The sequence below is a fragment of the Fructobacillus evanidus genome, from assembly GCF_963580165.1.
Lineage (GTDB): Bacteria > Bacillota > Bacilli > Lactobacillales > Lactobacillaceae > Fructobacillus > Fructobacillus evanidus.
Genome location: NZ_CAUZLM010000003.1, coordinates 174,829 through 196,579, shown reverse-complemented (window position 1 = coordinate 196,579; position 21,751 = coordinate 174,829). Strand labels below are relative to the sequence as shown.

The 21,751-nt window shown below is 40.0% G+C and carries 23 protein-coding genes and 1 pseudogene; 4 read left to right on the top strand and 20 right to left on the bottom strand.

What is annotated here, in order from left to right; all coding sequences use genetic code 11:
- Positions 1-39: 39 nt before the first annotated feature.
- A complete protein-coding gene (locus tag AABI08_RS03335; protein WP_338343744.1) occupies positions 40-540 on the bottom strand; it encodes a prolyl-tRNA synthetase associated domain-containing protein in 501 nt (166 codons plus the stop codon).
- A gap of 184 nt (positions 541-724) precedes the next feature.
- On the opposite strand from AABI08_RS03335, the gene AABI08_RS03330 reads away from it, so the two are divergent.
- Complete coding sequence (locus AABI08_RS03330; RefSeq protein ID WP_059393336.1) at positions 725-1,039, top strand: SemiSWEET family transporter; 315 nt, start codon at positions 725-727, stop codon at positions 1,037-1,039.
- Positions 1,040-1,084: 45 nt separating this feature from the next.
- On the opposite strand, the gene AABI08_RS03325 is transcribed toward AABI08_RS03330, so the two are convergent.
- On the bottom strand, positions 1,085-1,741 hold the full coding sequence (locus AABI08_RS03325; RefSeq protein ID WP_338344230.1) for an FAD-binding oxidoreductase: 657 nt from the start codon (positions 1,739-1,741) through the stop codon (positions 1,085-1,087).
- Positions 1,738-2,073 carry an FAD:protein FMN transferase gene (locus AABI08_RS03320; RefSeq protein ID WP_338344228.1) on the bottom strand — a complete coding sequence of 112 codons (336 nt, stop codon included), beginning with the start codon at positions 2,071-2,073 and terminating at the stop codon, positions 1,738-1,740. The genes AABI08_RS03325 and AABI08_RS03320 overlap by 4 nt, the downstream gene beginning before the upstream one ends.
- 138 nt (positions 2,074-2,211) lie before the next feature.
- Here AABI08_RS03320 and AABI08_RS03315 point away from each other — a divergent pair.
- A pseudogene (locus AABI08_RS03315) lies at positions 2,212-2,373 on the top strand (mucin-binding protein); the annotation flags it as partial.
- Positions 2,374-2,816: 443 nt separating this feature from the next.
- Positions 2,817-3,869 (top strand): IS30 family transposase, encoded by a 1,053-nt coding sequence (locus AABI08_RS03310; RefSeq protein ID WP_421823467.1) that lies wholly within the window; start codon positions 2,817-2,819, stop codon positions 3,867-3,869.
- Between the two features lie 469 nt (positions 3,870-4,338).
- On the opposite strand, the gene AABI08_RS03305 is transcribed toward AABI08_RS03310, so the two are convergent.
- The 3 genes from AABI08_RS03305 to AABI08_RS03295 form a co-directional block, all read right to left on the bottom strand.
- Positions 4,339-5,409 carry an IS30 family transposase gene (locus AABI08_RS03305; protein ID WP_338344226.1) on the bottom strand — a complete coding sequence of 357 codons (1,071 nt, stop codon included), beginning with the start codon at positions 5,407-5,409 and terminating at the stop codon, positions 4,339-4,341.
- A 631-nt stretch (positions 5,410-6,040) separates the two neighbouring features.
- Entirely contained in the window at positions 6,041-6,298 is a 258-nt protein-coding gene (locus AABI08_RS03300; protein ID WP_338343752.1) for a hypothetical protein, read from the bottom strand.
- 68 nt (positions 6,299-6,366) lie between these two features.
- Positions 6,367-8,442: a DNA topoisomerase gene (locus tag AABI08_RS03295; protein ID WP_338343753.1), complete on the bottom strand. Its 2,076-nt coding sequence runs from the start codon at positions 8,440-8,442 to the stop codon at positions 6,367-6,369.
- A gap of 329 nt (positions 8,443-8,771) precedes the next feature.
- Here AABI08_RS03295 and AABI08_RS03290 point away from each other — a divergent pair, with 329 nt between their 5' ends.
- Complete coding sequence (locus tag AABI08_RS03290; protein WP_338343754.1) at positions 8,772-9,767, top strand: hypothetical protein; 996 nt, start codon at positions 8,772-8,774, stop codon at positions 9,765-9,767.
- Positions 9,768-10,043: 276 nt separating this feature from the next.
- Here the strand turns inward: AABI08_RS03290 and AABI08_RS03285 are convergent, their stop codons facing one another.
- The 14 genes from AABI08_RS03285 to AABI08_RS03220 all read right to left on the bottom strand — a co-directional run bounded on the left by AABI08_RS03285 (position 10,044) and on the right by AABI08_RS03220 (position 21,623).
- A complete protein-coding gene (locus tag AABI08_RS03285; RefSeq protein ID WP_338343755.1) occupies positions 10,044-10,589 on the bottom strand; it encodes a hypothetical protein in 546 nt (181 codons plus the stop codon).
- A 15-nt stretch (positions 10,590-10,604) separates the two neighbouring features.
- Positions 10,605-10,901 (bottom strand): hypothetical protein, encoded by a 297-nt coding sequence (locus AABI08_RS03280; protein WP_338343756.1) that lies wholly within the window; start codon positions 10,899-10,901, stop codon positions 10,605-10,607.
- A 66-nt stretch (positions 10,902-10,967) separates the two neighbouring features.
- Positions 10,968-11,198, bottom strand: a complete 231-nt coding sequence (locus AABI08_RS03275) for a hypothetical protein (RefSeq protein ID WP_338343757.1) — start codon at positions 11,196-11,198, stop codon at positions 10,968-10,970.
- Positions 11,199-11,253: 55 nt separating this feature from the next.
- Entirely contained in the window at positions 11,254-11,577 is a 324-nt protein-coding gene (locus AABI08_RS03270) for a hypothetical protein (RefSeq protein WP_338343758.1), read from the bottom strand.
- 162 nt (positions 11,578-11,739) lie between these two features.
- Positions 11,740-12,219, bottom strand: coding sequence for a hypothetical protein (locus AABI08_RS03265; RefSeq protein WP_338343759.1), 480 nt, complete (start codon positions 12,217-12,219; stop codon positions 11,740-11,742).
- A 13-nt stretch (positions 12,220-12,232) separates the two neighbouring features.
- Positions 12,233-13,879, bottom strand: a complete 1,647-nt coding sequence (locus AABI08_RS03260; protein ID WP_338343760.1) for a relaxase/mobilization nuclease domain-containing protein — start codon at positions 13,877-13,879, stop codon at positions 12,233-12,235.
- Between the two features lie 16 nt (positions 13,880-13,895).
- On the bottom strand, positions 13,896-14,243 hold the full coding sequence (locus tag AABI08_RS03255) for a plasmid mobilization protein (RefSeq protein WP_338343761.1): 348 nt from the start codon (positions 14,241-14,243) through the stop codon (positions 13,896-13,898).
- Between the two features lie 233 nt (positions 14,244-14,476).
- Positions 14,477-14,749: a hypothetical protein gene (locus AABI08_RS03250; protein ID WP_338343762.1), complete on the bottom strand. Its 273-nt coding sequence runs from the start codon at positions 14,747-14,749 to the stop codon at positions 14,477-14,479.
- A gap of 93 nt (positions 14,750-14,842) precedes the next feature.
- Positions 14,843-16,573 carry an ArdC-like ssDNA-binding domain-containing protein gene (locus tag AABI08_RS03245; RefSeq protein ID WP_338343763.1) on the bottom strand — a complete coding sequence of 577 codons (1,731 nt, stop codon included), beginning with the start codon at positions 16,571-16,573 and terminating at the stop codon, positions 14,843-14,845.
- Between the two features lie 73 nt (positions 16,574-16,646).
- A complete protein-coding gene (locus AABI08_RS03240; protein WP_338344222.1) occupies positions 16,647-17,810 on the bottom strand; it encodes a hypothetical protein in 1,164 nt (387 codons plus the stop codon).
- Positions 17,811-17,822: 12 nt separating this feature from the next.
- Positions 17,823-18,929, bottom strand: coding sequence for a toprim domain-containing protein (locus AABI08_RS03235; RefSeq protein ID WP_338343765.1), 1,107 nt, complete (start codon positions 18,927-18,929; stop codon positions 17,823-17,825).
- A gap of 71 nt (positions 18,930-19,000) precedes the next feature.
- Entirely contained in the window at positions 19,001-19,201 is a 201-nt protein-coding gene (locus AABI08_RS03230; RefSeq protein WP_338343766.1) for a hypothetical protein, read from the bottom strand.
- 89 nt (positions 19,202-19,290) lie between these two features.
- Complete coding sequence (locus AABI08_RS03225) at positions 19,291-21,081, bottom strand: VirD4-like conjugal transfer protein, CD1115 family (protein ID WP_338344221.1); 1,791 nt, start codon at positions 21,079-21,081, stop codon at positions 19,291-19,293.
- Positions 21,081-21,623, bottom strand: a complete 543-nt coding sequence (locus tag AABI08_RS03220; RefSeq protein ID WP_338343768.1) for a DUF3801 domain-containing protein — start codon at positions 21,621-21,623, stop codon at positions 21,081-21,083. The genes AABI08_RS03225 and AABI08_RS03220 overlap by 1 nt, the downstream gene beginning before the upstream one ends.
- Positions 21,624-21,751: the final 128 nt, after the last annotated feature.

Below are 21,751 nucleotides of genomic sequence, written 5' to 3'. Positions count from 1 at the left end.
ACTCAAGAATAGTGTTGCAGCTTTTTAGATAGACCGTGCTTAGTTACGCTCAGGGATAGGGACAGTCGTAACTTCATTTCCATGTTCTTGAATCATTTCGAGGAGATCAACGGTCTTCAGCCAGACCGTTGCCGTGTTTTCATTTGGGTGAATCCCGATTAGTCCGGGTTCTTTTAAAAATTCCTCATCAAGGAAAAAATTGACTTGGCGGTCTTCATCATTCAGGAGACCAAAGGGGGAAACCGAGCCAGGAATTAAGCCCATTAATCTTAGCAAGTCTTCTTCTGAAGCAAACGATAATGGGCGAGTCTGATTTTCCTTGCGGAAGGCCTTCAAGTCAACTCTTTTATCGCCCTTAACGGTAATCAGATAATAATTGCGTTTTTTATCATCGCGGACAAAAAGATTTTTTGCATCGGCGTCTGGGTATGGTAAATCAACATCAACAATGTTATCCATACTAAATAGCGCTTGGTGTTCTGTAATTTCGTGCCAAACATTTTTTTGCTTCAAATACTCAAAGACTTCACTTTTATTCATGCTTTTACCTCGGCTTTTCATATAGGTCACATTATATCATTAGCAAGAGTTGCTTCATCATTGCAATTGTTTGAATAACGGCTAAAAATGTTGCATAAAAAGCAACATTGTTTCATTTTTACTCGCTATGTACGCTGAAAACAGCTATAATTTGAGGTATGAACAACGGAGAAAGGAAATTTTTATGAGAATTGATACTTCAGAATATCCTACAGGTGAGAATGCTGTCCCTGAAAAACGTGTTAAACAGCTGAAGCTCCTCAGTAAAGCTGCTACATTCACATGTATTGCGATGTATGTTTCTTATATCCCGCAAATTATTAGCAATTTTTCAGGGCATCCAGTCGGTGTTTTACAGCCACTCGTAGCGATGATTAACGCGTCGTTCTGGGCTGGCTATGGCTGGACTAAAACGTATAAAGATTGGCCAATTATTATTTCGAACGTCCCAGGGATTTTGTTTGGCTTGTTCACAGTGATAACGATTTATATTCACTAATATCAACATAAAAAAGCTCGGTCATATCGACCGGGCTTTTCTTTATTACCAAGTAAATTCTTCGGCGTAAATTTGCCCATTTCGAATACCATTTTTCTTTAAAACCCGTTTCCAATAGCGAATCATGGGGGCCGGACCAGAAATGAGAAAGATGGCGTTATTTGGTAAGTCGTGCAATTGGTGGTTTAAAACATCGGCTTCGGAATAGCGACCAACCTGATAATGCAAATCAAAGTTCTCACGTTGGTGCCAATTCTTTAGCTGATTTAAATAGATTAAATCGTGGTCGTAATGGGCGGAATAAAACAATGAGATATGACGTTCTGGGGAACCTTCTACGATTGAAAGCAATGGCGTCACACCAATACCACCAGCAATCATGACGATGTGATGGTCTTGATCATTATCTTCTAGGAAAGAATGATAACGGCCGTAACCACCACTTAATTTAACCGCCACTCCTGGTTTAAATTCAGAAAGGAGCTTCGTGAAATCACCATCACCGCGGATGGCTAACTTAATGTGCTGACTATCATCACTAGGTGGATTGACGATGGAAAACGGATGATATTCCTTAAGTCCTTTTAAATCAGGAAAGGAGATAAAGACGAAATCGCCCATTTTCAAATTTAAGTGATAATGCTTCTGAGGCGTAATCGTTAGCTCCTGAACATTTGGCGCTAGTACCTCGTTAGTCGTCACGGTTCCTCTGGTATCACCCAATTGACTCCGAACTGAACCTGACCTTTCTCAAAACTGATTTCACCAATTTTGGCATCAATTAACACACCAGTCAATTGATGTTTTTTAATTAGCTCTAAAAATCGTTTGGTTCCGGCGGCCATTCCGGCAGTTGCCCAGGTATCGGCAATCGTTAATGAGTGGTCAACAATGGTGACCTGCATCAGTGGACTGGCAACTCGTTTAATGTGTTCGCCACGTTTATTAACCCCGGAGGTAGCAAGTGCAGCATTGGTTAACGGGTACTTGCCAATCAAGTATCCTGGTTGACGTGGGTCTTCAATGCCCGTCATCCAGGTTACTTCACACGGGACGAAATGCAACAAATTATGAATGGAACTCGACCAGTAAATGGACACTACCTAACCGAGAATTGGTACACGCCGGTCCTAATTGGTTGGTCAACTTCATTGGAAGGAACCGTAATCGCATACGCAGATGGTACCAAGGCAGCTGACGACTATGTCGCAACGCCAATCACCTTTACTCGCAGCGTCTCAACCGATGCTGTAACCGGTGAAAAAACTTATGGTAATTGGACAGCCGATCAGAGCTTTACGGCAGTAACGAGTCCAACCTTGAAAGGTTACACCGCATTCAAACTTTTTATTTGCTTTAATTGCTAGTTTTGCGGGGCTTGGAATTTTCTCACCTCGTAAGAGAAAGAAGTAATGAGTGCTAAATAAATTGGAAAACTATATCCGCAAAAATGATAAAACTTATCAGTACGTTAATTTAACAGCGAGAAAAGCGGAAGGGGCAGGGGGTATGAACTAACTTTTTATGTTCAATCTGTTCGTCAGCAGTTCATTTTTTTATAATAACAGCGTTGTTGCTACGGCGACAGCTTCCAAATGACAATAAAAGCCACCAAATCCGATTGGAAATTGGTGGCTTTTATTTTGTTTTTACACCAGTAAATAATATTGACGTGAAGAAAAAGTCGGTTCTTAATATTATAATATTAGATAGTTTTCTATTTTTATCACAATGTAAATTAATCAAAATATTTGTCTTATATCAAGAGGTATTTACAATGGATTGCCGTCACTTAACTTTAGAAGATCGTGTTAAATTAGAGACCTGGATTGGAGAAGGTTACTCACTATCACAAATCGCCACTCGCCTAGGTTTTGCTCGCTCCACTATTACCAGAGAAATACAACGTGCCGCCAAACAACAGAGGATGGGCCTGCGTTTACCCGTTAATCGTGCTAAAAAAATGTATCGGGCACTTTCTGCTCATCAGCTTGCCGAATATAACAAGCATTCAAAAATAAGGATGCGTCCGCGTAAATTATCCAATCACCGAGCCACCATCATCAAAAAGCGAATTCTAGAAGATAAGTGGTCACCAGAACAAATTGTTTACAGCAGTCGTAATTTTGGTGTGTCAGTCCGTTGTATATACAATTGGATTAACCATAATAAAATTGAGGGTCTCTCAAATAAAAGTTTACGACTGAAGGGGAAACGGTATAAGCGCGCTTTAAGTCAAAAAGTAATGAAGAGCCTACATCAGTCAAATTCTGATAAGCGAGCTGTCATCCAACAACATACGATTGAAAGACGACCAATGGCAATCGAACGCCGTGAAGTGTTTGGGCATTGGGAATTGGATGGCGTAGAATCGATGCAATCCAGTCATTTGTTGTTAACTTTTGTCGAAAGAAAAACGAGATATGCCGAAGTTTTGCTTGTTAAAAATAAGTACGCTTATTCGATAAGTGAAGCTATCGAGGTTTTTTTAACTAAATATCAAGGATCTGTTAAATCCGTTACTTGCGATCGTGGCACTGAGTTTTTAGCAGCCATGACCCAGCGAGTTTTTCAAAAGCATCACATTAAATATTACTATGCTCATGCGTACTCACCACACGAACGTGGTTCCAACGAGAATTTCAATCGTGCTTTAAGAGAATATTTTCCTAAGAAAACTAATTTCGCTCATATTAGCCCTGTAAAGCTCCAGAAAGCAGTTATGAGTATCAATACACGTCCCATGGCTTTGCACGGCTTTAAAACGCGTTTAAGCGCCTTTAAACGGCATCTCAGTTATCAACATCTTCACGTAACCGGAATTACATAAAAAAAAGAACCCATAAATGGATTCTTGGCTATGATAAAAATAGGCAAGTCTTTTTAGTGAGCATAAATTTTAAAAAAAGCTGAAAAACATTGGTATAATCAGCTTTATAAAGGTTTTTTCAAATTATATTTTTAAACTGTTGCATTAGGGGTTGACAAATGCCTTAGTTCATTTACTTTCGATAATATATATTATGTAAAGTAGAGTATCTAAGGAAATTTGCAACCCCTAAATTAACAATTTAAATTTGAAACTGCTCTGAGGCCTGGTACTAAGGCTTTTTTATTTTTATGCTTTTTTGACTATTTTTTTTTAGTGAATAAAAAAACCGTAAAATTGGGTTCTTTTTTCGTTGAATACGCCAATTATACCGCAATTAATTCATCGTTGCCAATTTGTTAACTTTTAACGGCACGACAAAAAGCCAGTCTGTTGGACTGGTTTAAAATAAATATTGAATAAAATGGTCTTATACTGGCTTTAAAAACAGTTTCTCGACAACAATTCGTCGATACTGACAATGCCGCTTAAATGCCTGTAATCGGCTTCTATAACGGTGTGTTCGCATGGGACGTCTGTTGACACTCATCACGTTTTCATTGAGCTCAGACTGGCTAATTTGAGCGAAATCCGTCTTCTTGGGATAATACTCTCGCAACAGTTTATTAAAGTTCTCGTTCGTTCCGCGCTCATACGGTGAATATGCGTGGGCAAAATAATATTTAACGCCATGTTGATCCAAAACTTGACGTGTTTGCAAGGCAATGAACTCGCTGCCGCGATCACACGTTACACTATCAACACAGCCTTCATATCTTTTACAAAACTTGGATATAGCTTGGCTAATTGTATAAGCGGACTTATCCTTTACAACCATTGATACCGCATAACGACTAAATCTTTCGACAAAAGTTAACAGTAAATAACTGGACTGCCGAGATTCAACACCGTCCAATTCCCAATGCCCAAAGCGATGCCTGTTTTCAATGACGCTCGGTCGATAATCAATTGAATATTGATGCGTTGCTCTTTTTTGATCTTCTTTTTTTAAATACAAACTTTTCCGTTCACTCCAACTTAACGCTCGTTTATGATACCGTTGTCGTTTACCTTTATCTCGCAACGCCCAGTAATCGAGTCCCTTAATTCTTTTATGATTCACCCAGTTATAGATGGTTTTAAAGGATACACCAATTCGTAACGGCCCGTTGGCGATTTGCTCCGGGGACCATTTATGTTTCATGATATATTCTTTAACTAATTTTTCGCGTCGAGGCGTTAACTTTGTTGGTGCTTTTTTCTTAAGCCGTTGTTTTTGGTCAGCCAGCGCTTGACCTTCAAGTGCTTTGTACATCCTCCATGATATACGTGTACTTACTTTTCTTTCCATCGTTGCATGGAGTGTTGTTCGTTGAATTTCTTTGGTAATCGTCGCTCTTGAATAGCCCAATACATTGGCTATGAAGCTGAGATTACGACCTTCTTTTAGCAGCGTTTCAATTTGAACTCGTTGTGCGAGTTGTAGATGTTTCTGCCCCATATCGCCTATTCTCCTCTAACATTTGATACCCAAAAATTATAGCAAGCGAAAGCCTTGAATACATACTAAAAAGTAGAGAAAAGTAGATTTTTCTCTACTTTTCTCTACTTTGACTTCGGTCATTACGGTCAAACAAAAAAGCCTGCTGTGTTAACAGCAGGACCGCCCGATTGAAAGGAATATTATTTAAAATGAATGAACAAAAGGTTTTTATCTTACATCGTTACTTGTGTTATAGGAAGTAATTTAATAATCACGAAACAGATCACATTCGACAACAAATTTTTGTATCAAAAAGGGAGATTTTTGAAAACAAAATACTGATTACAGATTTCAGGCGGTGGTCGAAACCCTTTTTCGCTCAAAAATATTATTTGAGTTAACTTATTTATACCGCGACTTATTAACCTTGTCAAGAAACAAGGATAACGATAATAAAAAAGCCTACTGACTGATTATCAGTAGGATCGCCTTGCCAAAAAATGTCTGGAAAAAGACAGCAAATTTCACACAAGCAGTAATCGGATAAGTAGCAAGGCGACGTTTCATTTTTACTCCCTCAAAAACCTTTCAGGATGTAATCATTATATGATAAATTCTAAATAAAAGGTAGAGTTTTCTCTACTTTTCTCTACTTTTCTCTTCTTTTCTCTACTTCGATTAGTTCATAGCGCCCATTTTCTGACAAGAGATCGAGCAAACGCTCCAAACTCTTATCCGTAATCGACAGTTGGTCAGCTAAGTGACGCTTTTGAGATAAATTAAGTCCCTCTGGGAATCGTTTCACCATGATATTCGCTACTTTCATCGCGATTTCTAAGTTTGGTAGGCGTTCATAACGCGATCCACGCTCTCTTAATAACTTCTTTGCGTATTCTCTTTGTAACATTTTAACCTCCCTTTTAAACTGCCTTTCTCTACCTTCCTCTACTTTTCTCTACTTTTCTCTACTTTTCTCTACTTTTTCATTTTACGGGTTTTCTTTTTATCTAAGATTAAATCAAAACCAATAAAGTCTTTGCCTTTATAGCGCTTTTTAGCAAGTTGACCTTTAGCTGTATAACTCTTGCCTTTTTTACTCATCGCTTGAAAGGTAATCACTTCACCGGCTAACAATTGTGCCACCTCTTCTGCCGTAAAACGATGGCCCGAAAAGGATGCGTTAAACGTCACTTCTTCTCCGTGCCACTCACCGCTGACTTTTTCTTTCGGTTCATAGCTGGTTGGTTTTTCAATAGCATTTTCGAGTTGTTTAACGTTTTCAGCCATAATGGGCAAATCATGCGCCACCGTTACGTTCAAGGAATGTAAGGCCTCATCGGCTGTCATCTCAAAGCGGCCGACTTGATCAAAAATATCAAAAACACGCTTCGTGGTCTTCGGATTGGCAATATAAGTATCTTGCACCAAAATCGCCGCTGCCAGACCACTATCCGTTAAGCTAATCTTTCCTTTTTGGTCAATCATATAGGCATTTTTACCGCTCGTCAATTCCCCATACGTATTGGTTCGCGTGGCACCAGTCCCAATATTATATCTTTCAAGAAAAGTTTTTAACCATTTCCAGGTTGGCGCAGTCGGCTTTTTGTTTTGGCCTTCATAAAGAAAACGACGAGCCTGTTGACCAATGCCTTGCGTTGAACGAGTTTGGTCCTCTTCCTCATCTTGATCTTGATAAACCAGGTGCCACCCCTGACTTTGAGGTTGGTTAATGGTCGTCGTAAAGTTTGGTAACTCAGCTAACTGAGCTTTGATTTGCGTATAGTGATAATTTTCAGCCATCATCGCTAAGTAGTTTTTCGCTAAGACTTCATAAATTTTTGGTGCTGAGGGGCCATAAGTCAGCAACCCCTCCAGAGAACTTGGCACCACAGGACCTGGTCGATTGGCTCCGTGCGCCCCTTTTTCTTGAACATGAGTCTTTCGCGGTTCTCGCCTAGTAAGCAAACTTACGTCAACGCCGACGGTTTGGGCGATCTTATCCACTAATGGTCGCAAGTCTTCATACTGTTCGGGGGTAATCGTCTTATCTTCTGTTCGTGGATAAGAAACAATTTTGGCTTCATAAAGTTTTTGATAAGTGGCGGCCACTTCTTTTGCTTGAAAGCCTTCTTTAGCTAAAATAGCCGATAGTGAAGCCAAGTCCAATAACTTGGGTGGTTGTGTTTCTTTTGGTTGCGTACTGATCACCACGGGGGTGGCTGTTTCAGGTAATGTTTCTTGTATTTGGGCCTCTTCTTGACTAGTATAACGAAAATCAGGTGCTTCATCCTTGTTAACAGATCGTGCATAAGTATGCCCATTTTCATCATGATAACGATTTTCAAAGAACGGTACCCGCTGGTAATTCTTGATGGCTTCTAATTGCTGGTATACTCGTAAAATCATCGCAGACTTTAAGCGACCCTGCCGTGAAACAAAGGGGTAGCCTTGTTTTTTAGTCAAGGTCGTTGCCGCTCGAGTTAGCTGCATCGAGGCAAAGTCCCATTTATTACGGGCAAGTCCTTTTTGTAAGGGACCGTGCTCTTGAAAGCTTAAAATAGGCTTTAAGTGTTCAAGGGCTTTTCGTAATCCCTTTTCACTTTCATCCACAAAGTTTGCGCGATAGACAGGACCGGTCCATTTAATGGCATCAATGGCTTCCCAAGCGAGCAAGTCCCCTTCCCCAGAGGGATCAGTATCGGTCGCAATGACAATCCCATCAAAGCCTTGACTGGCTTTTTTCTTGAAATCGTCTAAAAGTGATTTGGTGCTTTCTTGTTTACCAGTTCGTGGGTTTTTACTGACAATATACGTTCGTTTCCAGTTAAACTGGTTTAAATCCCACGGTAAATCTTTGAGGTCCCAGGACTTTATTTGAGTCGTGAGCGTATCAGGGACTTGGTCTTGTGGCTCAGCTAAGGTCATCACGTGTCCTCTGAGATTGGTTAGCTCATAGTCAAAATCAGCAAAATGGCCCGAAAGACCCCCTAATGCCTTTTCAAAGTTTCGACGAGCGCTAGGCTTTTCGGTTAAAATCAGATATTTTGTCATGGTAGTGTTTCCTTTCGTGTAGTTGATTCAGATATTGAGACAAACAAAAAAGACGCCCTTGTGAGCGCCTGTCTGTTTTTAGGTGTATAAAAAGCAAAAAGAGCCTCATACGAGACTCTTTCACGTTTTGCAAAACCACATGGCTTATGCTAAACTTGCTTACAAATAAAAATATTCCAGTCACATACATTTACTTTAGCCGGTAACGGTAATTGTGAATGGAGCAAAACCTTATGCGTTTATTATAACGACATACATAAGGTTTTTCAAGATGCTTGAAAAAATATTTGCTCCATTTGTGCCGTGATTGGTAGAAATGGAGTTTTATTATGAGCGAATATGCTTTTAGTCGCCGATTGGATTGTATTGTTTCCATTGATTTTGCGCTTTCCCCTCTCGGAAAAAGCAAATTGGGTTATGGTGATCATCCAAAAGAGTCACAAAATTTTCATTGTCCTTTCCCGAATTGTTATGCACAAATGTCAATAAGGGGTTGGCGTGTTATCCAAAATGAACAACGCTTGCCAAAAAATCGATCATTTGCTCGAATGGGGAAAGAAGGTCACATTAAAGCGTGCACAGTTCAAAATGGCACCTATGATCTTCCTGATGAAGAAGTCAATAAATATACAGCAAATGAACCTGCTATTGTGAAGACAAAATATATTTTGCACGGTTCTCCCTCTGAAAAAAAGCCAAAAAAGGATATCACTCCAAGGAAAAATGTTGGTCATTCTGGCCTAAAAAATCATAATATTCATGGTTTGCTCGCCATTGTCCAAAGAATTATGGATCCTTCAACAAACTTAAATGAATCCTCTAACATTACCTGGAGAAAGCCAAAAGATCGGCAGATAAACGGACTTGAATCGGAACGTACATTTAACGATTTAGTCATTAACCTTTTTCAAAGTCAAGAAATAGATTTAGAAGTCGCCACTATCAATATTTTCTTTGGATACGCTAAATTTGATCTAAATGACAATTTTGTTCGCGCCAAAATTTATACAAGTATTGAAAACTCTGAAGGCAATCCATTTGTCATGGCGAAAATCTGCTCAATAGAAGAGCTTAATAATCAGGCTCTGACAAATGAAAATGCGGCCGAACTGTTAAAATTTATTAACAGCCAATCTGATAAATACCGTGTTTGTGCCATTGCGGGGTATTTAATGAAGCCTGCACATCAACAAAGCTCTTCAAATAAAGTGTTTTATAATCTTATTCTTTATTCAGATACGTTATCAGATGCTTTTGTTTTCTTGGGTGATACTCAATATACTCTTGCAAAGCCATATTTTGAAAGAAATAAGAATTCTGTTTAACCTGTTCATAAACAGCGGTGAACATCATAAAGGAGCTCAATAAAGAGGCTTTGTACCGTTCCAGTTCCTCGCCTTCGGTTAGAAACTGAAAAGCTGGTACCCCTGCAGTAATATCCGAAACTAATGATTGAACACCATCAAGACATTCCAGTAGGTAAGTATCCCAAAAAATGGGCCACTCCTCTTCTGATAAGTCCACCATCAAATAGTCTTTTAAATACTTTAAACTGTCCAGATCACCAATTGTTACTAAGTTTTGATAAGTCTTTGTGTTTCTCAATTCCATGAAAATTTTCCTTCTTTCATTAACTCATATAATGTTGAATTAAAGGGCTCCTCCTTGCTACTGTCTAGTTGTAAACGACAGTAGCAAAAAGAATTTGATGATAATAAATGATTAAAATTGTGATATAAAAACTGTTGTGTATCTTCGGATAATAAATAGGCCTGATTAATATGATCAGTCAATTCTAGTCTCATATTATCTGTATGTTCCAATAGTGGATTATTTGCTAAATAAAGACCCGGAAAAAATTCCAGAAGGCATTCAGAATTGAAACTTATTTTTTCTACTGGTGCCGATACTTTTTTAATTGTCCATGTGAAGCATTTCTCTGTATAGAAAACCTGCTTTTGGTCTAAAAATGTCTTTATTTTAGATTCTGTGGGTAACAAGGGATTGGACAACACCAAGGCCTTTTTAATATTAAAAGTCCACTCTGGATCTTTATCTAAGGACAGTCGAATATTGGACAGTATCTTCTTAGAAAGATACTGTCCTTTTGAATTTGTAAGTACACGTTGTCGAACGATTGTTTTCATGTCAGGTCCTCCGCTTTATCTGATCTTTTTTGACTTGCTATTCAGCAATAGTTCGATTATAGCGATGAAAAGGGGTAGCCAAAGTAGGCCAGTTAATAACAACCAGCTAAACAAAGTGTAAAGGTTTCCCAACTGTTCGCTTGGCAGGTTCGTTGTCTGAGCACCCTGATTTTTGACGATGAAAGCAGTTTGTAGGTTTCCTAAGAATAAGAAGCAAACAATTCCAAATGAACAGCGCTGTGACCATCGCCACCAATACTTTATTAGTTTTTTCATAATATTCAAAACTACTGTCAATGATGTTTTTTTCATGTTGATTCTCCTATAATGTGGGTCCCTCTTTTTGAGGGGGCTTTTTCTCCAAGAACGCCCTATGTGTCAGATTTCATCACTATTCCGGATGAGTGATTTTTTATATAAACATTCCCTGTCAACATCTTGGTCATTTAATTCTATTTCATACTCGGTTAAAAGTTCCTGAGCCTGTAATTCAATGTCATTTTTTAAAGTAGGAGTATGTGGCACACTGGAAATTTGCTTATATAAATTTGGACATCGGGTTTCAATTAACCATATTAAAAGATTCAATTGTTCTTTTTTATTATTCATAATTGTACGCTCCCAGATATTTTGTCATGGTAGTATTTCCTTTCGTGTAGTTGATTCAGATATTGAGACAGAGTTTAGTAATAATTGCAACTGTTGCTACTACAATAAGAAAACCAAAAATAGTCAACAATATTTGCATCTCACCTTTACTGGCTTTTTCTTCATCAAGTCGTTTATCTGTTTCTTCTAAAGTTTTCAGTATCCTTGCGTATCCCCCTTTAAATTCATTAAAAGTGGCACTACTAACAAAATTTTTCTCAACAAAGTTGGTCTGCTGTTTTATACTTTTATCAAATTCAGCCCGAATCGCTAACAAGTCATTCTCACTGAGCCGATTGTTCATATTATTCTGTCTTTTCATGTATTCTGTTTTGATCATGGATAAACTCCTTGTGTTTTTTAATGTTTGTTCTTTTAATTATTAGTGATATGTTTAGTTAGATTTTCAGAACTTCTTTAAACTCTGAAAGGAGAAGCTAATCCCCTTCAGATGCTACGATAACGCTGATAGAATTAAAAAATATCCAGAAAAAGAGAAACACTAATAATCCTCCATATGGCGGAAATATTCATCATATTCCTCTAAGAAAAGTTTGTTAATTTCTTCTGCTAGATTAGCACCATCAGAAAACAACCGGGTTAAAACCTCGTGATTCTTGATTGGTAGTTCTAATATCCGGTTAAGGTTTATGGCGTTATCAGAAGCAACAAAATACTTTTGACCATCATAAAAGCGTACACAATGTTGAACGCAACGATATAATTCATCATGGTTTTGGATTGTGGCCACTGTAATCGGCTCTCTAAACAAAAACTCACCAGCAACATTACGCAAAACAATGTTCGTTTTGACCGGGCCCTCAATTGGTAAGGTTTGCTCGATGGATAGTCTGTATAAATTGACCACATTATACCCAATTTCTAAAAAGTGATAGTATCTTAGCCTTTTCGCCCAATCTTTTGGCAAACCAATTTCGGGACGAGTACCAATACTGACGATATTTCTTTTTTCTCCTGTCATGATTGACTCCTTTTTATAAAGTTGGCCCCTCTTTTTGAGGGGCCTTTTTTTCTTGTTGTTCATAGACATTGGTCATCTTGGCATGGATGCCACGGTGGTAGTCTAAATCATGGACTGCTTGTTCATATTGTTCATGCAATAAGTCACGGCTAATGCTTAAAGCGTTCAACTCTTTTTTTAGATTTGCCCTCACGTTGGGATCATCTAACTGCTGTGACATTTCTTGTCGCAATTGCACAATCTTATCGTCAAGATCTGCCAATCGCTCTTTGGCTGTAGCCATCGCTGCGACTAGGTTTTGTTCGATTTGTTTGGCCTGACCACTCCGTAACGTACCATCACCATGCTGTGCATAAAAGTCTAAGGCCTTGAGCTTTGCTGCTAAAGAAGCAATCACCGGTTCTTTTCGAATTGGCTGTTGCCCATTATAGCGACTAAGCTGCTTAGCTAAAGTAGATCCTTTAATAAAACGTTTATCCCCTTGCCCTTTTTGTGGCCGGGTAATGTTGTAATAATCATTATCTTTGACAAAAAAAGCATACTGACCGTTTTCTAATTCATCTAATTGTGACCCATAAATCAAAACTTGCGCTTGGTCATCAGCGCCAAAGTCCACATTGACATACAAACCTTGACTCGTTTTGGAATAAATCTGCCAAGGTTCAATGATTACCCGCCAGCCAAAGTCTTCTTGCTCTTGTTCAATATTTTCTTGGTAGTTTTCCACGACTTCTGCCACGCTGACCTGCACATCATTTTCTGCTAAGCGCTTTTCCATGTTGGCCATTTGATAAAATGCTGGTTGCTTTTTATCCAAACTACGTGCCCGTGTCCATTTGATTTGATCACTATCGGCCAATTTAAATTTGGTGTGTTGACCACTCGTATCGACTTGTAAATGAATGGCCGCTGCTTTTTCTAAGAAGTCCATCTTGGAATTGGCATTGGCTAACAGGTAGTCTAAACGTGCCTTGATTTTCCGACGGTATAAGTTCTCGGTTTGCCATTTTGTATAGCGTTGGTGGCTAGACTTCATACCAGGCTCAATGATTTTGGCCCCATAGCGACTGGCAATTTTGTTTGAAATATCGCCATATTGTTTAGCGGTTCCTTTCTGCCATCGAAAAGCTGAACCGTCCAGTGAACTAAGATGGTTAAAGATAATATGGTTATGCAAGTGGTCTTGATCTAAATGGGTGGCGATCACAAATTGATAGTCCCCACCGGTTAATTCCATGACCGTCTTTCGTCCAATCTCGTGGACTTCTTCGGGTGTTAATTGGTCATCAGGACTAAAGGATTGAATTAAATGATGTGCTAATTGTGGGCTGCCTCTTCCCGTGATTTTTTGTAAATCTTGATACTCAAATGGAATCAAGTGGCCCTGTTCATCAAAATTTAAATCCTTTCCTTTTTCCATGTACGCTAACATTTGGGTGGCTAACATCTCGTTATAGGAATCTTCCAAATTACCAATTAAATGACCACTAAGCATTTCTTGACCATTTGTTTTTTCAGAATTTTCAACGTAGGTCAACGCATTTTTCAAATAGTCTGCTTGTTGTTGGGCTTTGGAAATTTTCTCTTTGTTTTTAATATACTGATCGGCATGACGTAAATTATCAAACGAGTGAATGACAAAGCTTTTGGTGTACACCATCAAGCACTCTCCTTTCCTAGTCTTTTTGAATGATTTGCCGTTGTAAGTCATCCAACTCTTCTTTAAATTCTTGAAAACTCGTCATCATTTCTTCGACCACTTCGACGTCTACTTGACGGTAAACATGGGCCGCTCGAGCTAACTGATTGACATTGGCTCCTAACTTAGCAACCTCAAAACGCAGTTGTTTTAATTCTGAAAAATCACGATGCACGACTTGTCCGGTTAACAACATTTGCAACGCATAATTTTGAAAACTAGGACTTTGACTCGCTCGAACGCGTTGGTTTAAAACTTGATTTTCTTGTTCCGTTAAGGACACTCTTTTGACAATTTTTCGCTTACGATTATTGTTCAAAACCATCCGATAACTCCTTTACGCCTTTGTGAAATAATACTTGGATGATGGCCAGCATCCACTAAAACAATGACATATAAAAAAGCCAACAGCTGTTGGCTAAAAAAGAGGGTCATCCTCTTTTTGCAAGTTTAGCATGTGTGGCCACACATGCTGAAATTACCCCCTTTTCTGCAGGCAGATGAAGGGGGTAAACTTTGGGGCGCTGCCCCAATCCCCGGTTAAATTCTTTCACAAAGTCATTGCTTTTCGTCAAAATAAGCCGCTTTTAAATCGTCAAACAGTGACTGATAAGCTGGTTTTCCTTGGTTGTTTTTTAGCCATTTTAACGTTTCATCCAAGTCTGCTAGTTGGTCTTTTTGTGCCAATTCCTCGTAACTTTTTTGAAGCGTTTCAACACGTTTCATCATGACAATTGGATCTAAAATGAGATCTTCGGGCGTTAGTTCTTTCGTAAAATCGTCCGTTAAAACGGCCAAAATGGTTTCGTAAATCGTTTGGTTCTCAAACATATTATTCTTCTCCTGTGCTAGCAATTTGATTCATTTTTTGACGCATACTTTGTTGTGGGCCACCGCTTATTTGTTGTAAATGCGACGGTGCTCTTACAGCTTTGGCCCCGTCGCTTGGGTTAAATTTGCATTGGGTGTGTGTTCTGCTGTTACCTCATTTTGTGCTTCTTTGGTCTCGGTAAGGTTGGGTTGTACTATCGTTTGCATTTTCATTTGGTGCTCACTGCGCTTTTGCAACTCAACGATTCGTTGTTCAATTTGTTCGGACAAGGTTTTCGCTTCTTCGCTGATTTGTTGAAAGACGTCGGTCAATTTTTCGAGTTTTGGATCATCTTGCGTCCAGCTATCAAGGTAGCCAAAACTATATTCCTTGGTATCAATTCCTAATTTTTCGGCGAGAATAAAGGCCACACTTTCAGCGACGAACTCGTCTCTTTGATAAGTTTGGCTACCAAATTCAACGGTTTCATTTTGGTGCAAACGACTATGAACCACCTCATGCAACAACGTATGAACCGTCTGATTTTGACTCAGCCCTTTCTTCAAAACAATGATGTTTTGTGCGGCATTAAAATAGCCATTGGCTTCTGGATGATTGGGTGGCATTTCACCAAAACCAACTTGGGCAATCGTCAGGCCAGTGACGATTTGCATGGCTTTTTCAAAACGATCCGGATGTTCAGGAGCGTCCAATTCGCCTTCAATTGGCTTGACGGGTTGGATGATTTTTTTAGGATCAGTGACTTGCGTTTGATCAAAAACTGGCACCAATTTGTAATAGGTTTCGCGTTGCTTTTGACCATTTTCATCCAGTATAGGTTGACCATCTCGGTCTTTTTTAATAACAGTCACAGGCGCGAAAATACGTAACGACTTGGCCCCTTTTTTGATGGGATTACCCAAGTTTTTCCATTGCTGGAAGCTGGCTACCTGACGGGCATAGGGCGCTTGTTCATGTAAGAGTCGTTGGTTGCGACTAGAATATTGCGGAAATTGGGCGGCATACTTTAAATAACTCCTCAAATAATCAGACTGTCGATATTTGGAGAGCCCTCGTTTTAAATAACGATTCAGGCGTTTTTTATCTTTACTTTGAATGATTTCTTGTAAATTATCGTCCAGTTCTTCGTCTTGATTATCAGGCACTAAGCCACTTGTTTGGATGTCTTCTTGTTGAACCTTAGCCAAGATGTCTTTAGCTAATTGAGCTGGGTTAGTTGTTTTGACATTGTCATACATATTTTTGTTCTCCTTTTCTTCTGTTGGTTGATAAGTGGTTACTGGTCCTTCCAGCCCGAAACGATCGACGCGTTGTTGCAATAACTTCTCGATGCCTCTGGGATAGAATGGAACAGAACTCATTAGCAGGTTCGGATGGTGTAAGGGCAGCTGAACAATCCTTTGAACATAGTTTTCAAAGGCGGACTGTATTTGAGACTGGTTTCGTTCAATGAACTGATATTGTGCGTGGGGCATTCCTCGTTTAATGTCGCGTAAAGCAGATTCATCTTCGATGAAGACTGCTTTTTGAAAATTCAATCCAGGGCGTACCAAATGAGGGTTGTGATTTGGAAAAGGAGTCTCAAATACACCATCTTGAGGAGCACTTTTGGAAAGTTTTCCCACCAACGGGATGAACCATCCTAATTGCTCATCATAAATACCAACATACATGCGATTTGTTTTAACTAAAAATTGATTAGAACCAGTCCTCAGCTCTTCACTTCCCAAAAATTCTGGGTTTAATAATTTGACTTTCATCGTCGCTTCTCCTATAATCTTGATAAGGAATTGTACAGGCAGGGCATGCCTTGAATGTCCCATGAGGTTAGGCAATTCCTTTTTTGGTGCCATGAGAATAAGAAAAGTCGGGGAAACCCGGCTTTTTTTATTGCTCTTATAATTGTGGCCCTTTGTTTTCGGCAACCTGGCTTTGCGCTACTTGCTCTTCATCGCCTGACACCAACGCTTGTACTTCTTCATCGCCATAAAATTGAATCAATCCGTATGGATCCGCTGCGACAATAAATTCTTCATAATCTTCAAGACTAAAAGTCTCATCAGCTTCCTTGTTTTGCGCCAAGGCCTGTTGATCATCTTTTAACAGATTGACCCAATCTAACCCGTTGAGGATGCTTTCAACGGTAGCCGGCTCAAAATAGCTTTGAAAAAGATTTTGATAGCTTTCTTGCAATGCTCGTGCATCAAAACCATTCACACTTTGCAAAGCGCCGGCCGCCAAGGCTTCTTGCAAGGCGGGCGCCGTTTCAAATTCTTCTGCTACAAATTCGGTTTCACCATGTTCATTCAATATTTGCTGGTAATTGAAAAAGTATGGCGCGACTTCTTTAAAATCTTGATAGTTCAACTGACGTACCATTTCAGTCACCAAAAGGTTGTCAAACGCCCCGATATTTTCTGGTGATTCCTCACTAGCATGGCGTAGTAATGCCACCATCGCGCCATGACTATGGGCGAAAACCTTTTGAAAAAGGTCAGGGTCTAAGGCCAGCATTTTTGCCTTTACTTCGGACAAGTATCCGACTTGCAGCGCACTTTCGGATACGATTTCTTGCTTCATTTGTTTCCATTCAACGCGACTAGGGTCAATGGCCTTTTGTTGAAAATCACGTACACTTTGTTGATGCAAAACATCTAAATACTGCCCATCAAATAAAATCACTTGCCCTTGATTCAGGGCATAACCATAGTTGATCTTCGTTAGGTACTGTGCGACTTTTTGTCGGTCTGCGCTTTGAACCTGCGCCATGACATGTCGAACCAAATCAAAATCGTTTGTGAGATTATTGACCTGCTTTTGCTTGGTAGCCGGCACCCAATCGATTAATGTTTGCCGTTCCGTTTTGGAAAAAGTAAAACGGTCTTGGCGTAAGGCATTTAAAAAAAGCAAGGGTTCAGTGCTGACTTCATACAAAAAGCCGTCCTGGCCGGCTCGCTGGATAGCAGGTTCAACCTGTTCAAATAATGGAAAGCCTTCTGTTGGCCAACTAGGCTCCTGAAACAAGCCCTCAGTGCTGCCATAATACATTTTGTCCTGCATAATTGACTCCTCTTAGTGCATTGAAAAAGACTGTTGCTTACTTGGGGCAACAGTCTTTTGCGGTTTATATTTTGTTTGAAAATTCGGACGATGATTGATTTGTAACCCCTTGGTTCCTTTTAAAAAATCATTCCAATCCATTTTTTCTTGATTGGCCATTTTAGGAGGCTGGTGCGGAGCAACGTCAACATGGTGATAATCAAAATTATCAATGAACTCCTGCCCTGCTTTATCATGATCGACCGCTAGAATCACTTGAATTGCCTTTCGATCAAAAATTTCATTACCCTCTAAAAAGTCCATTAATTCCGGCTTCTTCTCAGCCGCCATCTTGGGATTGATTTGATTGGCAATACTTTGACTAATCACACCCTTTTTGAGACCATTCATGGCCACTAAAACGACATTGTCCAGTTTTTGATGATAGAGCTCATAATAAGACAACAAATCAATTGGTGCTTCAAAAGCAATGATTCTTAATGGCTGTGCAGCAGTTGGCTTCTGTGGTACTTGACCCAAAACAACTTGAAAACCGGCAAAGCCATTCCCTTGTGTCCGCTTCAGATGCCCTCTTTTACCGTATTCTTTTTTCTGCCAAACGCCTTGCACACTGATGCCCAAGACTTCATCTTGCACTTTATTTTTAAAGACCACAACCGGCTCACTTTTCTTATGTGCATAATCAGTGATATAACTCGCCTGACTGATCAGTCCCTGTTCCTTAAAAAAGCGAATGGTCTCAGGACTCAAACCACGTTCTTTTTGTAGGTATTCGCTGGCTAAATTAAATTTTTGATGGTCTTTGAGGGAGTAGGTAAAGTCCTTAGGTTGTTGGGGTGTGTCTTGAAAGGCTTTGCCTTGCACACCAGCTAAAAAACGGAGGGCGCCATTAAAGTCGCATTCCTTAATCGTCTCCACTAATTTGACAACATCACCGCCAAATTGACGACTGTTCCAATAAAACATATTCTTACGTGTATCAATGACAAAGCTATCATGTTCATGCCACGTATAATGCGCACCCAAAGGATCTAATGACATGTCCAAAGCGTGAGCCACATCAACCATGTCTAACTTGCGCGCCTTTTCTAAGACCTGTGCCCTTTCTTCAATTTTCATTTCCCTCTCCTTTCCAAAAGTATTCTTTCTCTACTTTTCTCTACTTTTCTCTACTTTTCATCACGCTGTCTTTAACGCCTTTTTTGATAAAAGTACCAAGCACAAATAGCCACCACGGCCGCGATTAAAAGGCAAAAACCAAACGGAATGCCACGACCAATGTTGGAACCAACGCGCCATGAAAAACCGCGAATAATGCCATTTAAAATTGTTTGCACCATATTGGCACCACCAGTTGAATGGTGGGCGTGTCCTAGTAAAATCATCATCATCATTTTCCTCCTGTTTTCAATGAATAAAAAAAGTAGAGAAAGCTCTACTTTTCTCTACTTTTTATATTGTTCTCTTCCGCTACAAGTCCTCACAGCGTGCCATGATCAATGAATGGAATGCCCTCTTCTTGGCCAGCACGCCACATCTCAGCGAATGGTGTGGTATAACGAACCACTTCATACCAATGATCATCGGTCGGCTTATTGGCTAATTTGTTTGCATTCGGATGGTCAAAAGTTGAATATTTTTGATCCATCAAGACATTCTCGCCATTAATGAAAACCAAGGCCTTTTGACCATCTAAACGGCCAATTTCATCCGGTGTTAATAAGTCACGGGCTTGTGTTTGACGATTTTCAGAACCACCACCCTTCGAATTTAAGGAATGGTTCCGAATCGAAATGGTTTGCTTTCCAGAGCGTTGGGATAAATATTCGGTGGTTTCTTTTTCATTACCACCTAAGAAAAGCAACGTGTCGGCGGTCGCCAAAAGGCTGGCCCATCCTTTGTTGTACATTGTCTTCAATTGATCAAGCGCCTGCAAGATGATCACAATGGACATCTCGCGACTCCGCAAGGTCGCCATCGCTTTATCAATGTTGGGCAACTTCCCAATATTGGCAAACTCATCCAAATAATAGCGCACATGTTGTAAAGGTTGTTGGACCTGCAAAAGTCCTTGATTGACCTGATCGGCTTTCTTCGATAGCGTCGTAATCGAAGTGGCCACTAACATCGAGGCCAAAAAATTATACGAACTACTTAACTCCGGAATTGAAATAAAGACGGCCGTCTTCTTTTCATTCCAGGAACCAATGTCCATGGTGCCATATTCAATCATTTGCCGAACAGCTTGGTGATCAAAGGAAGCAAAGACCGCGACTGCGTTACCAACAATCCCGGCCTTCGTTTCCGCCGCACCACCCGTGGTTTCAAAACTCCGCCATTGTTTAACCGCATAGTTACCAGGGTGTTTTTGTTCCAGCTCATTCATCCAATTTTCGACCTGACTCGGTTCTTCTGGATCAACTCGGATAATGTTACGTAATAAATCGGCAACTTGACCAATGTGTGGCAAGTAGCCGTTATCACGACCATCAAACCATAAAAAAGCGATGAGCGAACGTAATAACATATCCGAAGCTAACTTCCAAAAATCAGGTTTCTGTTCATTTCCAGCAATTGAAATTGAGATACTTTCCAAGACACGGTCAACGTCAAGTTCGGTCGGCATATAAGCAAAGACGTTAAAAGTATTCGAGTTGCTTAAGTTCGCTAAATCAAAAACTTTAATTTGATAGCCGGCTTCACGTAACATGTGGCCAACTTCATGTACCAATAGGCCCTTGGGATCGGTAATCACCATGGAGGCATTCATTTGCATTAAATTAGGCTTCACAAAAGTAAAGGTCTTTCCAGAACCAGCACCCCCAATGACGACCATATTTTTGTTCCGTTGGACAGGCATTGGTAAGCGCGCATTGAACAGCCCCATCTGACCATTTTGTGAAAGCAAGGTATTTTTCGCAAAGTCCTGATCGGCATATTTCGTCATTTCTTTTGTCGTTGCGAAACGAGCGGATCCATGCTCTTCTCCTACCCGATAAAGGCCATGATCATTGCGATAGATATATAACAGCATGGCCAATAAGAACCCAAGGAATGCGGCCAATAGTGACCATAACGAGGGTCCCAGTAAGAACCACCAATGCCGTAAGGGGGCTTGTGCTTGCACACTATAAGTAAAAAAGGCGAACTCCTTTTCGCCAAAACTGTTTACTGGAATCGCTAAAAAACAGTTAGCTAAAAAATAAAAGACGATTGCCAAAACGCCCCCTAACCATAAGTGAGGCACAATTTGTTTTTTATATCGTTGCATTAGCGTGTTCTTCCTTTCCCAGCAGTTGGTGCAGCTTGCGCCATATTTTGTGCTTGTTTTTGCATCGTGGTAGCCGCTTGCTTTTCGGCTTGTTTGAGATCTTCGGTGACTGAGGACCGTAAGTTGGGATCTTGCACAATGTCTTGCCACAGTTTAGCATCAGGATCATGAATATCCTTTAGTAAATCGTCCATGGCGTTATTGACGACCTCTTTATCTTGAAAACGAAACAATAGATCCGTTCGCCCATCATGTTGGCGGAAGGCAAAAGCGACACCATGCTCAGCTAGCACTTCTCGTAAACGTTCCAGATTCACTGGTTGATTGAAAGAAGCTGGCAGTGTGGTGATGGACTTTCCAGACTTTTCGGCCATGAATTGATAGTAACCCAGCTCGCCTGTTCGTTGTCGATACTGGGCAGCACGGTCTGAAAGATAGTGACGTAAGGACTCGCCGGTTAAGACGCTCAAAGCCTTTAAGACTTGTATAACCGTTGTCTGACCACCATTCGTAAATTTATGCAGTGCTTCTTTTTGTTCCATCAGTTTTCCTTTCCAAATAAAAAAAGTAGAGAAAACTCTACTTTTCTCTACTTCTCTACTTTTTAAATAATTCATGCTATAATAAAGTCATTAAAAAAGGAGCAGTTGCTGGACACAACTACTCCTCC